At 72.5% G+C, this 20342-nt stretch carries 15 protein-coding genes and 3 pseudogenes; 2 read left to right on the forward strand and 16 right to left on the reverse strand.

The features are described 5' to 3' along the window. Positions 1-24: 24 nt before the first annotated feature. The 5 genes from ACEXOX_RS12565 to ACEXOX_RS12585 all read right to left on the reverse strand — a co-directional run bounded on the left by ACEXOX_RS12565 (position 25) and on the right by ACEXOX_RS12585 (position 3713). Positions 25-612 carry a lysophospholipid acyltransferase family protein gene (locus tag ACEXOX_RS12565; protein WP_406526318.1) on the reverse strand — a complete coding sequence of 196 codons (588 nt, stop codon included), beginning with the start codon at positions 610-612 and terminating at the stop codon, positions 25-27. Between the two features lie 89 nt (positions 613-701). Beyond that, positions 702-1415 (reverse strand): (d)CMP kinase, encoded by a 714-nt coding sequence (gene cmk / locus ACEXOX_RS12570; RefSeq protein WP_406520558.1) that lies wholly within the window; start codon positions 1413-1415, stop codon positions 702-704. A 159-nt stretch (positions 1416-1574) separates the two neighbouring features. Further along, entirely contained in the window at positions 1575-2660 is a 1086-nt protein-coding gene (locus ACEXOX_RS12575; protein ID WP_406520560.1) for a prephenate dehydrogenase, read from the reverse strand. Next, on the reverse strand, positions 2657-3019 hold the full coding sequence (aroH, locus tag ACEXOX_RS12580) for a chorismate mutase (RefSeq protein ID WP_406520561.1): 363 nt from the start codon (positions 3017-3019) through the stop codon (positions 2657-2659). The genes ACEXOX_RS12575 and aroH overlap by 4 nt, the downstream gene beginning before the upstream one ends. A 220-nt stretch (positions 3020-3239) precedes the next feature. Further along, entirely contained in the window at positions 3240-3713 is a 474-nt protein-coding gene (locus ACEXOX_RS12585; protein ID WP_406520563.1) for a YidB family protein, read from the reverse strand. A gap of 141 nt (positions 3714-3854) precedes the next feature. On the opposite strand from ACEXOX_RS12585, the pseudogene ACEXOX_RS12590 reads away from it, so the two are divergent. Next, positions 3855-4582 (forward strand): annotated as a pseudogene (locus ACEXOX_RS12590) (DNA polymerase beta superfamily protein). On the opposite strand, the gene ACEXOX_RS12595 reads toward ACEXOX_RS12590, so the two are convergent. The 11 genes and pseudogenes from ACEXOX_RS12595 to ACEXOX_RS12645 form a co-directional block, all read right to left on the reverse strand. Next, on the reverse strand, positions 4535-5320 hold the full coding sequence (locus ACEXOX_RS12595) for a DNA polymerase beta superfamily protein (protein ID WP_406520565.1): 786 nt from the start codon (positions 5318-5320) through the stop codon (positions 4535-4537). The pseudogene ACEXOX_RS12590 and the gene ACEXOX_RS12595 sit on opposite strands and share 48 nt — an antisense overlap. Beyond that, a complete protein-coding gene (locus tag ACEXOX_RS12600) occupies positions 5313-6323 on the reverse strand; it encodes an ADP-ribosylglycohydrolase family protein (RefSeq protein WP_406526319.1) in 1011 nt (336 codons plus the stop codon). Before ACEXOX_RS12600 ends, ACEXOX_RS12595 begins: the two co-directional genes overlap by 8 nt. 86 nt (positions 6324-6409) lie before the next feature. Next, positions 6410-7633, reverse strand: coding sequence for a pseudouridine synthase (locus tag ACEXOX_RS12605; protein WP_406520566.1), 1224 nt, complete (start codon positions 7631-7633; stop codon positions 6410-6412). Beyond that, positions 7633-8292: an SMC-Scp complex subunit ScpB gene (scpB, locus tag ACEXOX_RS12610; RefSeq protein WP_406520568.1), complete on the reverse strand. Its 660-nt coding sequence runs from the start codon at positions 8290-8292 to the stop codon at positions 7633-7635. The genes ACEXOX_RS12605 and scpB overlap by 1 nt, the downstream gene beginning before the upstream one ends. Beyond that, positions 8289-9164, reverse strand: a complete 876-nt coding sequence (locus tag ACEXOX_RS12615; RefSeq protein ID WP_406520570.1) for a segregation and condensation protein A — start codon at positions 9162-9164, stop codon at positions 8289-8291. The genes scpB and ACEXOX_RS12615 overlap by 4 nt, the downstream gene beginning before the upstream one ends. Before the next feature lie 674 nt (positions 9165-9838). Further along, positions 9839-10413: pseudogene (locus tag ACEXOX_RS12620) on the reverse strand (hypothetical protein). After that, positions 10410-11425: pseudogene (locus ACEXOX_RS12625) on the reverse strand (ParA family protein). Before ACEXOX_RS12625 ends, ACEXOX_RS12620 begins: the two co-directional pseudogenes overlap by 4 nt. Before the next feature lie 489 nt (positions 11426-11914). Further along, positions 11915-13030: an alanine dehydrogenase gene (gene ald / locus ACEXOX_RS12630; protein ID WP_406526320.1), complete on the reverse strand. Its 1116-nt coding sequence runs from the start codon at positions 13028-13030 to the stop codon at positions 11915-11917. Positions 13031-13196: 166 nt separating this feature from the next. After that, positions 13197-15188, reverse strand: coding sequence for a tetratricopeptide repeat protein (locus tag ACEXOX_RS12635; protein WP_406526321.1), 1992 nt, complete (start codon positions 15186-15188; stop codon positions 13197-13199). Positions 15189-15596: 408 nt separating this feature from the next. Then, complete coding sequence (locus ACEXOX_RS12640) at positions 15597-16223, reverse strand: NUDIX domain-containing protein (protein WP_406520572.1); 627 nt, start codon at positions 16221-16223, stop codon at positions 15597-15599. Positions 16224-16348: 125 nt separating this feature from the next. Continuing rightward, positions 16349-18028 (reverse strand): CTP synthase, encoded by a 1680-nt coding sequence (locus ACEXOX_RS12645; RefSeq protein ID WP_406520574.1) that lies wholly within the window; start codon positions 18026-18028, stop codon positions 16349-16351. A 436-nt stretch (positions 18029-18464) separates the two neighbouring features. Here ACEXOX_RS12645 and ACEXOX_RS12650 point away from each other — a divergent pair, with 436 nt between their 5' ends. Further along, positions 18465-20276 (forward strand): glycoside hydrolase family 15 protein, encoded by a 1812-nt coding sequence (locus ACEXOX_RS12650; RefSeq protein ID WP_406526322.1) that lies wholly within the window; start codon positions 18465-18467, stop codon positions 20274-20276. Positions 20277-20342 lie beyond the last annotated feature (66 nt).

The following is a 20342-nucleotide window of genomic DNA, read 5'->3' on the forward strand; positions in this document are numbered from 1 at the left end:
CGCGGGCCGCCGTTCAAGTCTCGTTCAGTGCCCCGTCAGGCGCCTGGCCTGGGCAAGGTGAGCGGTCAGCCGCTCCTGTATGCGTACGGTGGCCGCGTCCAGCGCCGTACGGGTGCGCCGGCCGCTGCCGTCGCCCGCCTCGAAGGCGTCGCCGAAGACCACGTCGACGCGGCTGCGCAGCGGCGGCAGCGCCTTTATCGCCCGGCTCCGGCGCTCCGCGCTGCCCAGCACGGCCACCGGTACCACGGGCGCGCCGGAGCGCACCGCAAAGTACGCCAGGCCCGCGCGCAGCGAGGCGAAGTCACCCTCGCCCCGGGTGCCCTCGGGGAAGATCCCCAGCACGCCGTCGTCCGCCAGCACGGCCAGCGCGTCGGTGACGGCCTTGCGGTCGGTGCCGGAGCGGTCCACCTTCAGCTGGCCGATGCCGCGCAGGAACGGGTCCAGCGGGCCGACGAACGCTTCCTTCTTGATCAGGAAGTGCACCGGCCGCGGCGCGGTGCCCATCAGCATCGGGCCGTCCAGGCCGTGCGCGTGGTTGACCGCGAGGATCACCGGCCCGGCGGACGGAACCCGCCAGGCGCCCAGCACCCGCGGCTTCCACAGCCCGTACATCAGGCCGATGCCGATCCGCCGGCCGACCGCGGCGCCGCTCGCGCTGGGCAGTCGGTCGCCGGCCGCGTCGGCCGCCTCGCCGCTCCGCCTCACCGCGCCGCCTTCGCGGCCATCGCCGCCTCGGTCAGGGTGACCACGCACTCGATGACCTGCTCCAGCGTGAGGTCGGTGGTGTCCACCTCGACCGCGTCGGCCGCCTTGGCCAGCGGCGAGGTCTTGCGGCTGGAGTCGGCCGCGTCCCGCTTGACCAGGGCCTCGCGGGTGGCCGCCAGGTCGGCGGCCTCCTTGCCGGTCAGCTCACCGCTGCGGCGGGCCGCGCGGGCCTCCGGCGACGCGGTGAGGAAGATCTTCAGGTCGGCGTCGGGCAGCACCGTGCTGCCGATGTCCCGGCCCTCGACGACGATGCCCTCCGGGGCGTCGGCGGCGATCTCCCGCTGGAGCTCGGTGATCCGGGTCCGTACCTCGGGGACGGCGCTGACGGCGCTGACGGCCGCGGTGACCTCCTGGGTGCGGATCGGACCGGCGGCGTCCAGGCCGTCCACGGTGATCGTCGGGGCGGCCGGGTCGGTGCCGGAGACGATCACGGGCTTGGCCGAGGCGTCCGCCACGGCCACGGTGTCGTGCACGTCGACGCCGTTGCTCAGCATCCACCAGGTGATCGCGCGGTACTGGGCACCGGTGTCCAGGTAACCGAGCCCCAGCTTGGCGGCGACGGCCTTGGAGGTGCTGGACTTGCCCGTGCCTGCGGGGCCGTCGATGGCGACAATCACTGCAGCCGGGGCGGTCCGGGCGGGGGTTTCCACGGTGTCGGGCACCTTCCTCGATCACGGGGCGGGACGGGGGCCGCCGCACGGGGCCCCGCACAAGGTTACTGGCAAGCAGCGGCGCCCCGTGCAGCCCGTACGCCCCGGCCCGCGGGTCCGGCCCACCGGTCCGCTCCCCGCCCCGGGCACCGGCCCCGGCTACTGCCGGATCGACCAGCCCCGCTCGCGCAGCTCCGCCATCAGTATCGGCGCCGCCTGCGGCTCGACCATGAGCTGGATGAAGCCCGCCTGCTGGCCGGTGGCGTGCTCGATGCGGACGTCCTCGATGTTGACCGCGGCCCGCCCGGCGTCCGAGAAGATACGGGCCAGCTCGCCCGGCTGGTCACCGATGTGCACCGCGACGATCTCGTACGCGGCCGGGGCGGCACCGTGCTTGCCCGGCACCCGCTCGCGGCCCGCGTTGCCGCGCAGCAGCACGTCCTCGACGCCGCGCGCCCCCTCGGCACGCTTGTCCTCGTCGGCCGCCTGCAACGCGCGAAGCGCCCGTACGGTCTGCTCCAGGTCGGCCGAGACCTCACTGAGCACGTCGGCGACCGGCCCCGGGTTGGCGGAGAGGATGTCCATCCACATCCGGGGCGCGGACCCGGCGATCCGCGTCACGTCCCTGATGCCCTGGCCGCACAGCCGTACGGCGGTCTCGTCCGCGCCCTGGAGGCGGGCGGCGACCAGGCTGGAGACCAGCTGGGGCGTGTGCGAGACCAGGGCCACGGCCCGGTCGTGGGCCTCCGCCTCCATGACGACGGGCACCGCGCGGCACAGCGCGACCAGCTCCAGCGCCAGGTTGAGCACCTCGGTGTCGCCGCCCTCGGCGGGGGTCAGGACCCAGGGCCGCCCCTCGAAGAGGTCGGCGGTCGCGGCGAGCGGCCCGGAACGCTCCTTGCCCGCCATCGGGTGGGTGCCGAGGTACGCCGTCAGGTCGCAGCCCATCGCCTCCAGCTCGCGGCGCGGACCGCCCTTGACGCTGGCCACGTCGAGGTAGGCGCGGGCGGCGCCGCGCCGGATCAGCGCGGCCAGCGTCGGCGCGACGTGGGCGGGCGGTACGGCCACCACGGCCAGGTCCACCGGCCCGGGCGGCTCCGCGGCGGTGCCGGCACCGAGCGCGGCGGCGGTCTCGGCCTGGTCCGGGTCGTGGTCGGCCAGGTACACCTGGACGCCGCGGCCGTGCAGCGCGAGGGCGACGGACGTGCCGATCAGGCCGGTGCCGACGACGAGCGCGGTCCTCACTGGGCGATGTCCTTCCGCAGGGCCCCGGCGGCACCGAGGTAGACGTGCTGCACCTCGGCCTTGCTGCGGCCGGTCTCGACGTGCGCGAGGACACGCACCACGCGCGGCATGGCACCGGCGATGTCCAGCTCCTGCGCGCAGATCAGCGGGACGTCGGTGATGCCCAGCTGCCGCGCGGCGACTGCAGGGAAGTCGCTGTGCAGGTCGGGGGTGGCGGTGAACCACACACTGATCAGGTCGTCCGGGGCCAGGGCGTTGCGCTCCAGGACGGCCGTCAGCAGCGCGGACACCTGCTCGTGCATGTGTCCGGCCTCGTCCCGCTCCAGTTGCACGGCCCCGCGTACCGCTCGTACCGCCACGTTTCCGCTCCCCTGAACGTCCGTCCACGACGCCCGGCGGCGCTCCGCACCGGCCACCGGTCTCATCCCCGCAAGCCTAGCCAGGTCCGGCACCCGAACACGACGCCGACCGGTCCGCGAGACGCGGACCGGCCGGGTGCGAGACGCGGACCGGCCGTGTACGGGACACCGGCCGTCCGTATACGGGACGCGGGACGCGTCCCGAGGAGGCGCGGCGGGGCTAACTCCGTCCGGCGATCCGGTGCCGGCGGGCGACGAGGTCCTGGAGCGCCGGATCCTGCGGTATCCGGCCGTCGGGGGTCAGCCGGTCCACGGCCTGCGGCAGCGTGTGCGCGAGCTGCCGGGCCGCCTCCTGGGCGCTGACGCCGTGCTCCTCGGCGATCCGCCGCAGGGTCTCGCCGGGCAGCGCCTGGGCGACCTGTTCGGGGGTGACCGGTTCGTTGGCGCCGCGTCCCACCCAGGAGTGCGCCTGCCGTCCCAGCTCGCCTTGGAGGAGCTTGCCGAGCACGGCCTGTATGCCGCCGCCATGGCCTCCGGAGTCGGGTCCGGGTCCAAGGCCGGGGCCGCCGAGCCCGCCGGGGCCGGTCCCGCCTAGCGCTCCGAGCAGCGATCCGACGAGGTTTCCCGCCGCGCCGCCCTGACCGCCACCGGGCAGTCCGCCCGTCGGTCTCCCGAAGTCTGGTGATCCCGTCATGTCCGTGCCCTTTCGCGAAATCCGGCAGTGTCGATGAGGCCCGCGCGACGAGTGACGTCATTCCAACGTACCGACGCGCGGGGTTTCCGCCACCCGGAACCGGCTGGCGCCGTACCGCTCCCACCAGCCACAATCCCCCTCATGCCGACCTCCGCCGCAGGCCACGCCCTGGTCACCGGACACACCGTCTACGCCTGCGTCATGGGTTCGCGCGCCTTCGGACTGGCCACCGGCGCCAGCGACACCGACCGGCGCGGGGTCTACCTCGCGCCCACCCCGCTGTTCTGGCGTTTCGAGAAGCCGCCGACGCATGTGGACGGGCCGCGCGAGGAGGAGTTCTCCTGGGAGTTGGAGCGCTTCTGCGCACTGGCACTGAGCGCCAACCCGAACATCCTGGAGTGCCTGCACTCCCCCTCGTCGAACACGCCGACGCCACCGGCCGCGAACTCCTCGCGCTGCGCGGCGCCTTCCTCTCCCGCCATGTGCACCGCACCTTCACCGGCTACGCGGCCGGCCAGCTCAAGAAGCTGGAGGCGGACGTACGGCAGCACGGAGCGCCCCGCTGGAAGCACGCGATGCACCTGCTGCGGCTGCTGCGTTCCGCCCGTGACCTGCTGCGTACGGGCATCCTGACGCTGGACGTCGGCGAGGCGCGCGAGGAACTGCTCGCCGTCCGGCGCGGCGAGGTGCCCTGGGCCGAGGTCGAGCGCCGGATGACCGTACTGACCGAGCAGGCCGCGGCGGCCGGGCCCGGCTCACCGCTGCCGCCGGAGCCCGACCGCCGCCGCGTCGAGGACTTCCTGTTCCGCGCCCGGCGTGCCTCAGCGCTGCGCTGCGCCGAGGCGGGCCCGTACGACGAGGTCGTGTAGCGCGTCGTACCCGCCGGGGACGTCCGGCAGCGTGGAGGCGGCCTGCGCCGCGTCCAGTCGGCCGTGCAGTTCCGCCACGTCGGCCCGCAGCCGCTCCACGTCCACCAGGTCGGCGGCGGACCCGTGCTCCGCCGCGGCCTTCGCCTCGACCAGCTCGGCTACGTACGAAGGCGCCGCCACCAGCCCGGTCAGCGTGGGCAGATGCGCCCGCACCTCACCACTGCCCATCAGGTGAATGCCGGTCAGCAGCACCCGCAACGTGTAGAGCAGCGGCTTCAGCTCGCCGGTCTTCTCGAAGAGGCGCCACTGCGTGTTCGCGAAGCCCCGGTAGTGGTGGGCGTGATGGCGGGTGAGGACGGCGGGCGCCAGCGCCACCAGTTCCTCGTGCGCCGCGCTCGTCCGCACCACCAGCGGTGAGAGCAGTTGCTCCAGTACGTAGCCGTTGCGCCGCAGCAGCAGCCGCGCGAACTTGCGCAGGTCGTGCGTGACGAGGTCGACCTCGACGCCGTCCCGGTCCGCCATCCAGGACCGCGTCTCGTCCGGCTCCCGCAGTCCGACCAGCGCGGCGGCCGGCAGCAGATGCGCGCCGCGCAGGTCCACGTCCGAGTCGCGGGAGGGAAACCCGTAGAGGTGCGCGCCGGAAACCGTCGCGAAGACCAGCGGGTCCCCCTCCCCCGCCGTCACCGTCCCCAGGTCGATCTCCGGCAGACCGGCCGCCTCCAGGGCAGCACTACGCATCCCACGCCTCCCCCAGCGCCAGCAGCTCGTCGCGGTACTCGATCCGGCCCGCCCACTCCTCGGGCCACGCCCCGGCGCCCAGGTGGGCGCCGGCGAAGGCCCCGGCGAGGCAGGCGATCGAGTCGGAGTCGCCGGAGGAGCAGGCGGCCCGGCGCAGCGCGGTCAGCGGCTCTTCGGGGAAGAGCAGGAAGCACAGCAGGCCGGTGGCGAGCGCCTCCTCGGCGATCCAGCCGGCGCCGGTCGCCAGGCACGGGTCGGCCTCCGGGGCGGGCGCGCGCAGCGCCGCGTCCAGCCGGTCCAGCACGCCGAGGCAGTCGTCCCAGCCGCGCGCGATGAAGTGCTCCGGCGACGGATCCTGGGCGTACTTCCACAGGTCTTCGAGCCAGTCGGCGCGGTAGACGGTACGGCTCTCGACCGCGTACGAGCGCAGCAGCCCGGTCAGCTCGTCCGGCCGGGCACCCTGGGCGAGCAGGTGCACGGCGTACGCGGTCAGGTCGCTGGCGGCGAGTGCGGTCGGATGCCCGTGCGTCAACGCGGACTGGAGCTGTGCTGCCCCGGAACGCTGCTCCCGGCTCAGCCCCGGCACCAGCCCCACGGGCGCCACCCGCATGTTCGCGCCGCACCCCTTGGAGCCGGTACGGCTGGCCTCGACCCACGGGCGCGAGGCGTCGCTGAGCAGGTGGCAGGCGGTGAGGCAGGTGTTGCCCGGCGCCCGGTTGTTGTCCGGGGAGCGCCACCACTCGACGTAGGTGCGCCGGACCGGCGGGACCAGGCTCGCGGCGTCCAGACCGCCGCCCGCGGCCGCCATGGCGGTGCGCAGGCCGCGTCCGAGGGCGATCGTCATCTGCGTGTCGTCGGTGACGTACGCGGGATCGGGCAGCCCCAACCCCCGCCACGGGCCGTACGCGGCCTCGATCGCGCGGACATCCTGGAACTCGGTCGGGTACCCGAGCGCGTCACCGAGCGCCAGCCCGATGAGCGATCCGGTCGCGGCGGACGCCATGAAAAGAACCACCCCTTAATCGTCACAGTGACAATAAGGGGTGGTTCCACCGTCTGACAAGGCACGCGGTGCCCCGCACCCGATGCTTACAGCTCGACCTCGCGCATCAGCATGCCGACCTCGGTGTTGGTCATCCGCCGCAGCCAGCCCGACTTCTGGTCGCCCAGCGCGATCGGCCCGAACGCCGTCCGCACCAGCTTGTCCACCGGGAAGCCCGCCTCGGCCAGCATCCGGCGCACGATGTGCTTGCGGCCCTCGTGCAGGGTCACCTCGACCAGGTAGTTCTTGCCGGTGTTCTCCACCACCCGGAAGTGGTCGGCGCGCGCGTAGCCGTCCTCCAGCTGGATGCCCTCCTTGAGCTGCTTGCCCAGGTCACGCGGGAGCGGGCCCTGAATCGCGGCCAGGTAGGTCTTCGTCACGCCGTACCGCGGGTGGGTCAGCCGGTGGGCCAGCTCGCCGTGGTTGGTGAGCAGGATGATGCCCTCGGTCTCGGTGTCCAGCCGGCCCACGTGGAACAGCCGCGTCTCGCGGTTGGTCACGTAGTCGCCCAGGCACTGACGCCCGTCCGGGTCCTCCATGGTCGAGACGACACCGGCCGGCTTGTTCAGCGCGAAGAAGAGGTACGACTGCGTGGCGACCGTCAGGCCGTCCACCTTGACCTCGTCCTTGTCCGGGTCGACGCGGACGCCCTGCTCCATGACGATCTGCCCGTTGACCTCGACCCGCGCCTGGTCGATCAGCTCCTCGCACGCCCGGCGCGAGCCCATGCCCGCACGGGCCAGCACCTTCTGCAGGCGCTCGCCCTCCTGGTCACCGAAGGTCTTCGGCGTCTTGATCTGCGGCTTGCTGTGGCGGGCGCGGTTGCGCTCCTCCACCTGCGCGTCGTACTCACGCGGCCGCACCGGGGCCTGCCCCCGGCCACGCTGCTGCGGGCCCTTGCCACCGGGCTTGCCGCCGCTCTTCGGGCTGGTACGGGGACCACCCTTGGCGCCGCCGCGGGCTGCCGCGCCGCGGCCCCTGCGCTCGTCGCCCCGGTCCGGAGCACCGCCACGGCCGCCGGAACCGCCGGAGCCGCCACGGCCACCCTGGCCGCCGCCCTGGCCGCCACGGCCGCCGGAACCGCCCCGGCCACCGCCGTCGCCACGGCTTCCGCCGTCGCCACGGCCCGGACCGCCCTCGCCCACGTCGTAGCGGCGCTCCTCGGGACGGGGCCGGCCGGCGCGCTGCTGCTTCTCGTCCTTCTTGTTGCCCGCACCCCGGTAGTTGTTGCCCCTACCGGTGTCCCTGTTGTTCCTGCCGCTGCTTCGCATCAATGATCCGTCTGAGAGTCGCCGCTGTCGTCTACGTCGAACGACGGAACACCTTCCCGGGAATCGCCCTCGACCGCCTCCGCCTCCGGGAGGAAGGGAGCGAGCTCCGGGAGCTCGTCCAGGCCACGCAGGCCCATCCGCTCCAGAAAGTAGTTCGTCGTCCTGTACAGGATCGCACCTGTTTCAGGTTCCGTCCCCGTCTCCTCCACCAGACCGCGCTGGAGAAGGGTGCGCATCACACCGTCACAGTTCACCCCGCGAACGGCCGAGACCCGGGAACGGCTGACCGGCTGACGGTACGCGACCACCGCCAGAGTCTCCAAGGCGGCCTGCGTCAGCCGCGCCTGCTGGCCGTCCAGCACGAAGCTCTCCACGGCGTCCGCGTACGCCGGACGGGTGTAGAACCGCCACCCCCCGGCCACCAGCCGCAGGTCGAACCCGCGCCCCTGCCGCGCGTACTCCTCCGACAGCTCCCGCAACGCCAGCGCCACCTCCCGCCGGGGCCGCTCCAGCACTCTGGCCAGGTGTTCCTCGGTCGCGGGCTCGTCCACGACCATCAGCACCGCCTCCAGCGCGGGCCGCAACTCCAGCTCCCCGACACCGAGCGCCCCTACCGGGGCGTCCTGCGCCTCCCCGTGCGCCACCTCCACGTCACTCACCCCGCATCCTCCTCACCCGTCGGGGCCTCCGGCCCGGGTTCCCGGTCGAACTCGTCCGTAACGACCGGCTCGGCCTCCGCCCCGCCCGTCCACCGGACCGTCAGCGCCCCCAGCGCCTGCTCCTGGTCCAGCTCCACCACCCGCTCCCGGTACAGCTCCAGCAGCGCCAGGAAGCGCGCGACGACGGTGAGCGTGTCCGGCGCGTCCTCGGCCAGCTCGGCGAAGCCGGCCTCCCCCACCGCACGCAACCGCGCCACCAGCACCTCCGCCTGCTCCCTGACACTGACCAGCGGCGCGTGAATGTGATCGACATACACCTGCGGCCGGGCCCTGGGCTGCATCGCCTTCACCGCGAGCCGCGCGAACCCCTCGGCACCGATGCTGATGGCGACCTCGGGCAGCAGCTCCGCGTGGTGCGGCTCCAGACCGACCGTACGGGGGTAACGGCGCCCCTCGTCCTCCAGCCGCTCGCTGAAGATGTCCGCGATGCGCTTGTACGCGCGATACTGCAGCAGCCGCGCGAACAACAGGTCACGCGCCTCCAGCAGCGCGAGGTCCGCCTCGTCCTCCACGTCGGCCACCGGCAGCAGCCGCGCCGCCTTCAGATCGAGCAGCGTCGCCGCCACGACCAGGAACTCGGTGGTCTGGTCCAGGTCCCAGTCCGGCCCCATGGCCCGGATGTACGCCATGAACTCGTCCGTCACCTTGGACAGCGCGACCTCGGTGACGTCCATCTTGTGCTTGGAGATCAGCTGAAGCAGCAGATCGAAAGGCCCCTCGAAGTTCTCCAGCCGAACGGTGAACTTCCCGTCCCCGACCACAGCGCCCTCACCGTCCTCGACGGACGGAACATGGTCTTCGGTCGTGAGCATCGTGATCCAGAAGGGGGCGACGGGGGCCTCAAGCGTAGCCGCCCCGGCACCAGCCAAATTCCAAGGCGCGCGCCCGTGGGTGCGCGCCTTGCGCGTTGGGTCCGGTGGTGGGGGGCTCGGGGCCCCGCAGGGGTCACTCTCCCCCAGCCTTCGGCCGGGGGTGCCCCCACGGCACCGTGCACGTCCACGTCAGGAACATAGGGGAACGCAGATACCCGGCTGCCTGCGGGGAGCCCCTACGTGTCCCCGAGCCCTGGCCGTACGGCGACTATCGGAAGCGATCGGGCCGGGCACATTCACAGGCCAGGTGCCGGGCAGCGCGGCTCTGCCGCGCACTGCGCCCGTCGGCCCGGCGCGCGCGTCCCACCGCCGTACAGCAGCCCGCCCTACCGCCTCCACCCCATGCGCCTCACCCCCAGGGGGGCGGGCACCAGGGTGATCGAAAAATTCCCCCAGCTGCCCCGGACTCGCCAAACCGGCCCGAGGGGGCGTGTAGGGGGCCATCCCCGCAGGCAGCCGGGTATCTGCGTTCCCTTGTGTTCCTGACCAGGCCGTGCACGGTGCCGAGGAGTTGGCCCCCTGCGCGCCCCCGCCCCACAACGCAACCCATGCGAGCCGCGCGCCAGCGCACACCGCAGCGCGCAGCGCAAGGCCCAACACCCCACCCCGGCGCGCTAGCGCCCCCGCAACCGCCGCACCAAAATACTCGCATCCCCCCGCGACTCCAGATCCGCCAGCACCACCGCCACCGCCTCGCGGACGATCCGCCCACGATCGACCGCGAGCCCGTGCTCCCCACGGAGAACCAGCCGCGCGTGCTCCAGATCCATCAGTTCCTCGGCGGACACGTAGACCGTGATCTTCTCGTCGTGCCGCTCGCGGCCGCTCGGCCGCCGGTTCGCCCCGCGCCCCCGGCGACGCGAGGAAGCGGCCTGCTGGGCCGCGGCCGGCTGCGGCGCCGCGGACTCCGTGTCCTGCCGGCGGCGCCCCTTCGGGCCGTCCGCCTCCGTGCCACGGCCTCCGTGTTCGGCCGCCGAACCCTCCGCGCCGGAATCCGGCTCACCCCGCCGTTGGCGCGGGGTCGTTTCCTCGCCGGGCACCGGCGCCGGCTCCGGCTCGCTGCCGGGTGCGGGAACGCGCGCCGTCTCCCCACCACCCGGCGGGACCCCATTCGGCTTGCGGGGCGCCGGGGACTGCAGCCCCGACCCCCGGTCGTGCGGAACAATTCGTCGGCTCCGGGCAGACTCACTCGGCGTGACACCGGGCGAGCACCTCCCTGGCCAGCTGTCGGTAGGCGGCGGCACCGACGGAGTTGGACGCGTACGTGGTGATCGGCTCACCCGCGACGGTGGTCTCGGGGAAGCGCACGGTACGGCCGATGACGGTGTGGTAGACGTGGTCGTCAAACGCTTCGACGACGCGCGCGAGCACCTCACGGCTGTGTACGGTCCGCGAGTCGTACATCGTCGCCAGGATGCCGTCGAGTTCCAGGTCGGGGTTGAGCCGTTCCTGGACCTTCTCGATCGTCTCGGTGAGCAGCGCCACACCGCGCAGCGCGAAGAACTCGCACTCCAGCGGGACGATGACCTTGTGAGCCGCCGTCAGCGCGTTGACGGTGAGCAGGCCGAGGAAGGCTGGCAGTCGATGACGATGTAGTCGTAGTCGGCCATCAGCGGCTTCAGCGCGCGCTGGAGCGTCGACTCGCGCGCGACCTCGCTGACCAGCTGGACCTCGGCGGCTGACAAATCGATATTGCTGGGCAGCAGGTCCATGTTGGGAACCGCGGTCTTCAGCAGTACCTCGTCGGCCGACATGCCCCGCTCCATGAGCAGGTTGTAGACCGTCAGGTCGAGTTCCATCGGGTTGACGCCGAGCCCGACGGACAGCGCGCCCTGCGGGTCGAAGTCGACGAGCAGCACCCGTCGGCCGTATTCGGCGAGCGCGGCACCCAGGTTGATGGTCGAGGTGGTCTTTCCCACCCCGCCCTTCTGGTTGCACATCGCGATGATTTTGGCGGGGCCGTGGTCCGTCAACGGTCCTGGGATCGGGAAGTAGGGAAGGGGGCGCCCGGTGGGGCCGACACGTTCGCGGCGCTGGCGGGCGGCGTCCGGCGCGAGCGTGGCCGCGTATTCGGGGTCCGGTTCGTACTCCGCGTCCGGGTCGTAGAAGTGCCCCTCGGGCAGGTCGTCGTAGTCGGCGAGCCGGGTGGGATCTGAGCCGCCCCGGTCGCCGGCCATGGCGTTCACGTGATGGCCGTCCATGCTCTGGTGGGCTGTCGTCGTGGGGCTCTGTCGGGTCGCGAAGGTGTGGACAGCGACGGAGCCGACAGCCTGGAGCCCCGAGGGACCCTGGCCCCGTGCAACCGCTCCTGGTCGACCACCTCCGGGAGTAAATGTCGACTCATTCACAAGTCGTCTTACCTCCTTGGATGTGACCAGGAAACTTATCGATAGGTCAGCGTGGCACTATGCCGACGGTTGGCGACTCTATGGCGTGTCGGGCGTTCGCAGCAACACAATCCGCCGGACCCGGCCCGATGTGTCGGCAATCGAACATGCCGATGTCAAGGGTGCAAGCCGCACAAGCCCGAGGTTTCGAGGGTGTGCGAATCGGTTAAAGGGTTACGTTCTCGGCGAGTTGGGGTCTGCTCGTGCCGTGCCGGGCGTGCGGCGTGTCGGCGAACGGCCGCGGCCGGGCCTTGTGGACAAGGCCCGGCCGGCAGTGCGTCATTGACGCGCGCTATTGACGCCTCAGCCGAGCAGCGCCGCCAGGTCGGTGGCCTCCAGGCCGTGCGCCTCGGCGACCGGACCGTAGACGACCTTGCCGTCGTGCGTGTTCAGGCCCTTGGCCAGGGCGGCGTCGCGGCGCAGCGCTTCGACCCAGCCGTTGTTCGCCAGCGACACGATGTAGGGCAGCGTGGCGTTGGTCAGGGCGTAGGTGGAGGTGCTGGGCACCGCGCCCGGCATGTTGGCCACGCAGTAGAAGACCGAGTTGTGGACCTGGAAGGTCGGCTCGGCGTGGGTGGTCGGCTTCGAGTCCTCGAAGCAGCCGCCCTGGTCGATCGCGATGTCGACAAGGACACTTCCGGGCTTCATCTTGGCGACCAGCTCGTTGGTGACCAGCTTCGGGGCCTTGGCGCCCGGGATGAGGACCGCGCCGACGACGAGGTCGGCCTCGACGACGGCCTTCTCCAGCTCGTAGGCGTTGGAGACGATCGTCTGCACCTTGGTGCCGAAGATCCGGTCCGCCTCGCGCAGCTTGTTGATGTCCTTGTCGAGCAGGGTGACGTGGAAACCGAGGCCCACGGCGATCTGCACGGCGTTCCAGCCGGAGACGCCGCCGCCGATGACGACGGCCTTGCCCGCGGCAACGCCCGGCACGCCGCCCGGCAGCACGCCGCGGCCGCCGGCCTGGCGCATCAGGTGGTAGGCGCCGACCTGCGGGGCGATGCGGCCCGCGACCTCGGACATCGGGGCGAGCAGCGGCAGCTGGCGGCCCGGGGTCTCGACCGTCTCGTAGGCGATGGCGGTGGTGCCGGACTCCAGGAGGGCGTCGGTGCACTCGCGGGAGGCGGCCAGGTGCAGGTAGGTGAAGAGGGTCTGGTCCTTGCGGAGGCGGTGGTACTCCTCCGCGATCGGCTCCTTGACCTTCAGCAGCAGGTCCGCGGTGGCCCAGACCTCGTCGGCGGTGTCGAGGATCTCGGCGCCGGCCGAGACGTACTCCTCGTTCGGGATGGCGGAGCCGAGGCCGGCGTCCTTCTCGATGACGACCTGGTGGCCGTGGCGGACCAGCTCGTGCACACCGGCGGGCGTGATCGCCACCCGGAACTCGTTGTTCTTGACCTCGCGGGGGATGCCGACCTTCACGTCGATCACGGTCCTTGTAAGAGAGCTTGCAGGAGGAAATCCATGCATGCCAGGCATGCCGGGACTGACCGCGGTGTCCGCGGCCCGGCCAGTCTATTTAAGGATTCCGAGTTGTCTAGCCTTGCAAAGCATCTGTTACTGAGAGGAACACCACCGATTTCGTAGGTCACTGTGGGTGATCTGAGAGGAGCCGTTCCCCCAGACCCCGGTGCAGCCTTGCGGCTGCCGGGTCGCCGAGCCGGTCGAGGGTGTCCGCGATCCGCAGCTGGAGCGCCGCCTCCAGCCGTCCGTCGCGGGCCTCGGCGGCCAAGGAGAGGGCCGCGGTGCAGGTCCGCAGCGACTCCTCGGGGCGGCCCGCGTACTCCTGCACCCGCGCCGCCTCGCCGAGCGCGCGCGCCTGGCCCGCCACGTCGCCCAGCCTCCGGTACGCCCCGTAGGCGGCCCGCCACTCCTTGAGCGCCTCGCCCCAGCGCGCCGCGTAGGTCAGCACCGCGCCGATCCGGCCGTGCAGCCGGGCCCCGTCCGCGTTCTCGCCGCGGGTCATCCGCAGTTCCAGCGCCCGCCCGTACCAGTCGGCGGCCCGCTGCCAGTCCCCCAGCTCCGTGTACGTACCGCCCAGCGACTCCAGCGCCCGTACGGTCGCGACGGGGTCCCTGACCTCGCGTGCCGCGGTCAGCGCGCCCCGGTAGCGGGCCATCGCGTCGGCGGTCCGCCCGGCCTGCGCGTCCAGGTCACCGAGGTTGAGCAGCGCCGCGGCCCGCTCCCGGGCCAGGCCGCGCCGTTCGGCGACCTCCAAGACCAGTCCGTGCAGCCCGTAGAGGTCGGGCGCGGCGGCCTCGGCGCCCTGGTGGGCGATCAGGGTGCGTACGATCGCGGCCATCAGGCGCCGGTCCAGGGTGTCCAGCTCGCCTTCCTCGACGGCGATCCGGGCCGCCTCCAGAAGGGCGGGCCGGCGACTGCGCAGCCAGGCGGCGGCGGAGGCGGCGGACACGAAGCGCAGCGAGCGCGGCAGGCCGGCCACCTTCTGCCGGGCCGGTGACCCGGCGGGTTCGCCGAGCGCCCGGCAGGACTGGAGCAGCCGTACGGTGCGTTCCAGCATGCGGGCCCGGGCGAGCTGGATCTCGGCGGGCCGTTCCTTCTCGTGCAGCGCGGCGCGTACGAGCTGCACCAGGCAGCCGGGCATCCGGTACTGCGCCTGGAGGCCGGCGCTCCCGGCGGCCGGGGCACCGGGCCCGGACGGCTGCGGCTCCGCGTCCTCCACCGGCCGCAGCAGCCCCCGGGCGGCGAAGTCCTGGAGCGCCGCCTCGGCCGCGGCCACCGAGCAGCCGGCGAGGGCGGAGGCGATGTGCGCGTCCACCAGTCCGGCCGGGGCGAGGGTGAGCAGCCGCAGGGTGCGGGCGGCGACCGGCGGCAGGGTGGCGTAGACGAGCCGGAAGGCGCGGGCCATGGGGCGGCCGCCGGCCGGCTCGTCGGCCTGTTCGGGTACGTCCCGCAGCGCCTGGAGGAGGTCGGCGACGGAGTTCTTGGGGTGCCCGGCGAGCCAGCCGCCCGCCAGGACGAGCGCGGCGGGCCGGCCGCCGCACTCCTCGGCGACGGCGTCCGCGGAGCGCGGGTCGACGGTGATGCGGGTGGGCCCCGCGTACCGGCTGAGCAGTTCGACGGCGGACGCGTTGTCCAGGCCGCCCAGGGTGCAGGGCCGTACGTCCGTGATGCCGGTGAGCGGGCCTTCGGAGACGGCGACGACGAGGCAGTCGGCGGCGTCCGGCAGCAGCGGTTCGACCTGCTCGGCGCCGGCCGCGTCGTCCAGCAGGAGCAGGGCGCGGCGTTCGGCGAGGGCGGCGCGCAGCGCCTCGGTCAGCTCGTCCTCGGCGGCGCCGGGCTTGACCGGGGCGCCGAGGGCGGTGAGCAGGTCACGGGCGACGAGGTCGAGGGGTACGGGGCCGCCGCCCGGGGTGCTCAGGGTGGCGCGCAGTACGCCGTCGGGGTAGTCGTCGGCGAGTTGCCGGGCGAGTTCGGCGGCGAGGGCGCTGCGGCCGGAGCCGGGGCGCCCGGCGATCAGCAGGACGCGGCTGCGGGCGCCCCGGCGGCCGGAGAGGGTGTCCAGGCCCGTACGGGCGATGTCGGCGCGCAGGGACTTCAGTTCGCGGCGGCGGCCGATGAAGCCGCCGGCCGCGGTGGCGGCGGGCGGGACGGTCCGGCGGGCGGGGGCCTGCGGCGCCCCGGTCCGGCCGCGGCGGTGCTCCCCGCCAAGTCCCGGCCGGGAGCGGCGCGGTCGCCGGCGGACTCCGCGGCCGTGCCGTCCGGGTCCGGCCCCGGCCGCTGCCGTGCCGCCGTCGCGGGCCCGCCCGCCTTCCCCGGCGGGACGTGTCCCCCGCCCACCGACTGATCCGCCACGGGTCACGCTCCCGTCCACCTGCGCTTACGAGCCCGTCGCGGTCGCGTACGGGCACGCTGCCGAGCGTAGTTCACGACCCGTCACACGCCCGGTGGAGCGCGACGGCCGAGTCACCCGTCCGGATCAGCACATCATCGGACCGCGGGACCGTACGGAGCCGGGGAGCGGCGCTCAGGCCTCGAACGGGCGGGCCGGCCACGGCGCGTCGGCCGGGCGCAGCGCGTCCAGTCCGTCACCCGCGCGGGCGGCGGCCAGCGCGAGCACGCCGACCACCAGGCAGTTGTTGTGCAGTTCGCCGGCGAGCGCGCCGCGCACCAGGTCGGCGACCGGCACCCGCGCCAGCTCCATGTCGGCCTCCTCCTCGGAGACTTCGAAGCGCTCACCCTCGGCCTCGGACAGATCGCGGGCCAGGAAGATCCGTACGGCTTCGTCGCAGCCGCCGGGGGTGGTGTAGACGTCCGTCAGCACCCGCCAGTCCTCGGCCTTGACGTGGGCCTCCTCGTACAGCTCGCGCTGGACGGCGTGCAGCGGGTTCTCGCCGGGGACGTCCAGCAGTCCGGCCGGGACCTCCCAGAGCTTGTGCCGCACGGGGTGGCGGTACTGGCGCAGGACCAGCACCCGGTCCTCCTCGTCGAGCGCGACGACGGCCACCGAGCCGGGGTGGACCTGGTAGTCGCGGGTGGCCGTGGAGCCGTCCGGCATGACGACCTCGTCCGTACGCATGCTGGTCTTCTTGCCGGTGAACGGCGTCGCCGTGGCGGTGACCCGCCACGCTTCCGGGGTGTCCTGGATGGCCATGTACGTCCTTCCGCAAAGCAGTCGACCGGGGCACTTGGCCGTGAAAGGCCAGGTACCCCGGTCAACCGTACCCAACGGCGGCCGGTCCCCCGCGCGCGCTGCGAGGGGACCGGCCGTCCGCGGGATCAGGCCTTGGCGCCCTTCTTGGCGCCGGCGGCGGCGCCGGTCTTGCGCTCGACGGCCGCCTTCACCAGGCCCGCGAAGAGCGGGTGCGGGCGGGTCGGGCGGGAGCGCAGCTCCGGGTGCGCCTGGGTGGCGACCAGGTAGGGGTGCACCTCGCGCGGGTACTCGACGTACTCGACCAGCTTGTTGTCCGGGGAGGTGCCGGAGAACAGCAGGCCGGCCTTCTTCTCCAGCTCGCCGCGGTAGGCGTTGTTGACCTCGTAGCGGTGGCGGTGGCGCTCCTCGACGTACGGCTGGTCGTCGTAGACCTCGCGCACGATCGAGCCATCGGCCAGCTTGGCCGGGTACATGCCCAGCCGCATGGTGCCGCCCATGTCGCCCTCACCGGCGACGATGTCCATCTGCTCGGCCATGGTGGAGATGACCGGGTCGGCGGCGGCCGGGTCGAACTCGGTGGAGTTCGCGCCCTCGATGCCGGCCAGGTTGCGGGCCGCCTCGATGACCACGCACTGGAGGCCCAGGCACAGGCCGAGCAGCGGCAGCTTGTTCTCGCGGGCGTAGGTGATGGCGCCGACCTTGCCGTCCACGCCGCGGTCGCCGAAGCCGCCGGGGACGCAGACCGCGTCGCAGTCGGCGAGCTGCTGCTTGGCCCCGGCCGGGGTCTTGCAGTCGTCGGAGGTGACCCACTTGATCTTGACGCGGGCCTTGTTGGCGAAGCCGCCGGCGCGCAGCGCCTCGGTGACCGACAGGTAGGCGTCGGGCAGGTCGATGTACTTGCCGACCAGCGCGACCTTCACCTCGTGGTCGGGGTTGTGCACCCGGTCCAGCAGGTCGGCCCAGACGGTCCAGTCCACGTCGCGGAAGGGCAGGTCCAGCTTGCGCACGACGTACGCGTCCAGGCCCTCGGCGTGCACGACCTTGGGGATGTCGTAGATGGAGGGCGCGTCCGGGCAGGCGATGACGGCGGCCTCGTCCACGTCGCACATCAGCGAGATCTTGCGCTTGATGGCGGTGGGCACCTCGCGGTCGGCGCGCAGCACGATGGCGTCCGGCTGGATGCCGATGTTGCGCAGCGCCGCGACCGAGTGCTGGGTCGGCTTGGTCTTCAGCTCGCCGGAGGGGCCGATGTAGGGCAGCAGCGAGATGTGCACGACGAAGACGTTGTCCCGGCCGACCTCGTGGCGGACCTGGCGGACGGTCTCCAGGAACGGCAGCGACTCGATGTCGCCGACCGTGCCGCCGACCTCGGTGATGACGACGTCGACGTCCTCGTGGGCCAGCCGGCGGATGCGGTGCTTGATCTCGTTGGTGATGTGCGGGATGACCTGCACGGTGTCGCCCAGGTACTCACCGCGCCGCTCCTTGGCGATCACGGTGTTGTAGACCTGGCCGGTGGTGACGTTCGCGGAGCCGTCGAGGTCGACGTCCAGGAAACGCTCGTAGTGGCCGATGTCCAGGTCGGTCTCGGCTCCGTCGTTGGTGACGAAGACCTCACCGTGCTGGAACGGGTTCATGGTGCCGGGGTCGACGTTCAGGTACGGGTCGAGCTTCTGCATCGTGACCCGCAGGCCCCGCGCCTTGAGCAGCGCGCCCAGGCTGGAGGCGGTGAGGCCCTTGCCGAGCGAGGAGGCGACGCCCCCGGTGACGAAAAGGTGCTTGGTCGTCGTGGATTTCGGCGGCATGGCCAAGAGGGGGCTCCCGTGGTCGCGTGGTGAAGAGGTGCGAATCAGCCACGCCCTGCGGTTTTCAGGGGTGCCTTCGCTGCGGTCGGGGGTGCCGTACGACTGGCGCCAGGCCCCTCGGTCCACGGGGTACCAGGCTATCAGCGACCGGGCATGGTCGCGCCCGGCCACGCTCACGGCGCACACGTACGGCCGTCTCCCACGGGGCGCGCGGCGCCGCGCGTGACCCAGGCCACCCGTTCGGCGCAGCACTGTCCCACCGCAGCGGCAAGCGGATCACTGCCGTGCGTCGTATCCTGCTCGGACACTCGCCACGGGCCGTCCGGCAAGGCACCACCCCCGCCCGATTTCCGGACTCGCTGCTCGGCGGAGTTTCATGGGCAGGACGGACAAGATCACACGTCCCATGGGGGGCGTCACTCCAGTTCGACGGGAGATGCACGTGGCCGGGCGCATCGAGGACTACGCACTCATCGGCGATATGCAGACCGCCGGTCTTGTGTGCCGGGACGGCACGGTGGATTGGCTGTGCCTGCCCCGCTTCGACTCACCCGCGGTCTTCGCAGGACTGCTGGGCACGGAAGAGAACGGTTTCTGGCGGCTGGGGCCCGCACACAGCCCCGAAGGCGGGCCGCTGCCCGCCGACCGACGCCGCTACCGGGGCGACTCGCTCGTCCTGGAGTCCGAGTGGGACACCCCGCGCGGCACCGTGCGCGTGATCGACTTCATGCCGCCGCGCGAGGACGCGACACCGCAGCTGATCCGTATCGTGGAGGGCGTCAGCGGGCGGGTGCCGATGCGTTCGGCGCTGCGCATGCGGTTCTCCTACGGCTGGGTGGTGCCGTGGGTCCACAAGATCGACGAGCGTACGGTCGCCGTCGCCGGGCCCGACTCGGTGTGGTTCGACACGGACGCCGAGACCTACGGCAAGGACCTGACGACCTACGCGGACTTCACGGTCGGCCCGGGCGAGCGGATCGCCTTCACGATCAGCTGGCAGCCCTCGCACAGCCGCCCGCCGCACGTGCCGGAGCCGGAGGCGGCGCTGGAGGCCACCGAGGACTTCTGGCGCGAGTGGGTCGACCACTGCACGTACCACGGCCCGTACCGGGACGCGGTGGTCCGCTCGCTGATCACGCTGAAGGCGCTCACGTACGCGCCGACCGGCGGCATCGTCGCGGCGCCCACCACCTCGCTGCCCGAGGACATCGGCGGCTCGCGCAACTGGGACTACCGCTTCACCTGGCTGCGCGACGCGGCGATCACCCTCTCCTCGCTGCTGCGCACCGGCTACCGCGAGGAGGCCCGCGCCTGGCGCGAGTGGCTGCTGCGCGCGGTGGCCGGCGACCCGGAGAACCTGCAGATCATGTACGGGATCGCGGGCGAGCGGGAACTGGGCGAGAACGAGCTGACCTGGCTGACCGGGTACGAGAACTCCCAGCCGGTCCGGGTCGGCAACGGCGCCGCCGGACAGCTCCAGCTCGACGTCTACGGCGAGGTCACCGAGGCGCTGCATCTGGCGCACAACACCGGCCTGGCCCGCAACGACTACGCCTCGCTGCTCCAGCTCAAGCTGATCCAGTGGGTGGAGAAGCACTGGGACGAGCCGGACGAGGGCATCTGGGAGGTGCGCGGCCCGCGCCGCCACTTCGTGCACTCCAAGGTGATGACCTGGGTCGCGGTGGACCGCACGATCAAGCTGATCGAGTCCGGTGACGTGGACGGCCCGCTGGACCGCTGGAAGCAGCTGCGCGAGACGATCCACCGGGAGGTGTGCGAGAAGGGTTACGACAAGGAGCGCAACACCTTCACGCAGTCCTACGGCTCCAAGGAACTGGACGCCTCGCTGCTGCTGATCCCGCAGATGGGCTTCCTGCCGCCGGACGACAAGCGGGTGATCGGCACCATCGAGGCCATCCAGCGCGAGCTGGGCACCGAGGACGGTTTCATCCTGCGCTACCCCACCTCGGGCGACGACGCGGGGGTGGACGGTCTCGAGGGCGACGAGGGCGCGTTCCTGGCGTGCTCGTTCTGGCTGGCCGACGACCTGGCGATGATCGGGCGGGTCGAGGAGGCCCGGATCCTGTTCGAGAAGCTGCTCGCGCTCCGCAACGACCTGGGCCTGCTGGCCGAGGAGTGGGACTCCAAGCTCCAGCGGCAGGTGGGCAACTTCCCGCAGGCGTTCAGCCACGTCCCGCTGATCGACACGGCGCTGCGGCTGACGGCCAGCGGCGCGTACGGCGGCTGACGCAGGACACGGACGGCCGAGGGGCCACGGCAGCGGTGCCGTGGCCCCTCGTTCTTGTTTTCGGAT

The organism is Streptomyces sp. Ac-502, assembly GCF_045222935.1.
Classification (GTDB): Bacteria; Actinomycetota; Actinomycetes; order Streptomycetales; family Streptomycetaceae; genus Streptomyces; species Streptomyces monomycini.